Source organism: Oleiphilus sp. HI0066 (genome assembly GCF_001635725.1).
Genome location: NZ_LWFH01001549.1, coordinates 1 through 811, shown reverse-complemented (window position 1 = coordinate 811; position 811 = coordinate 1). Strand labels below are relative to the sequence as shown.

At 47.0% G+C, this 811-nt stretch carries 1 protein-coding gene; it reads left to right on the top strand.

The features are described 5' to 3' along the window. Positions 1 to 13 precede the first annotated feature (13 nt). Positions 14 to 811 carry a sulfite exporter TauE/SafE family protein gene (locus A3738_RS24025; RefSeq protein ID WP_068481326.1) on the top strand — a complete coding sequence of 266 codons (798 nt, stop codon included), beginning with the start codon at positions 14 to 16 and terminating at the stop codon, positions 809 to 811.

Here is an 811-nt window from a genome sequence, read left to right as displayed (position 1 = left end):
TAGACTAAAAAATATGGAATTTGTGGCCTTAGCCGATTTTTTGCAATATGTTCTGGCTGGAGCCGGTGTCGGATTCCTCGTTGGCCTTACGGGCGTCGGTGGCGGATCACTCATGACACCCCTGCTCATTCTCTTCAATTACCCACCGCATATCGCGATTGGAACTGATTTATTCTATGCCGCCGGCACCAAAGCGGGTGGCATTATTGCGCATGCGAAACAACAAACCATTAATTGGCGTGTTGTCTTTACGCTTGGAGCCGGGAGCATACCCGCCTCCATCATCACGATCTTTGTTCTTAAATACGTCTTTGGCGACATCGAAAAATATCAACACATATTATTAACCTCGCTGGGTATTATGTTGATGTTCACCGCGTTCATAATTCTGCTCAAAGGCAGAATACTTAAATCAACCTCATTGAGCGCAGGACAATCTGCATGGGTTGAAAAGCATAAAACCATACTAACGGTTTCAATGGGCGTATTTTTAGGCGTGTGCGTCACCCTTTCTTCTGTGGGCGCCGGAGCATTTGGCGCGGCCATATTAATGATTTTGTATCCACGCATGAGCCCGGTAACCATTATTGGTACCGATATCGCTCATGCCGTCCCGCTCACACTTATGGCCGGCCTTGGCCACATGCAATTAGGCCACATCGATTTCGTACTTCTCGCGTCATTGCTTTGCGGATCAATCCCGGCGATATTCTGGGGGTCTAAATACAGCAAACGTTTACCAGGCAACATCTTGCAGCCAATTCTTGCAATGTTATTGCTGGGTATCGGAATGAAATACGCGTTCTTTTAA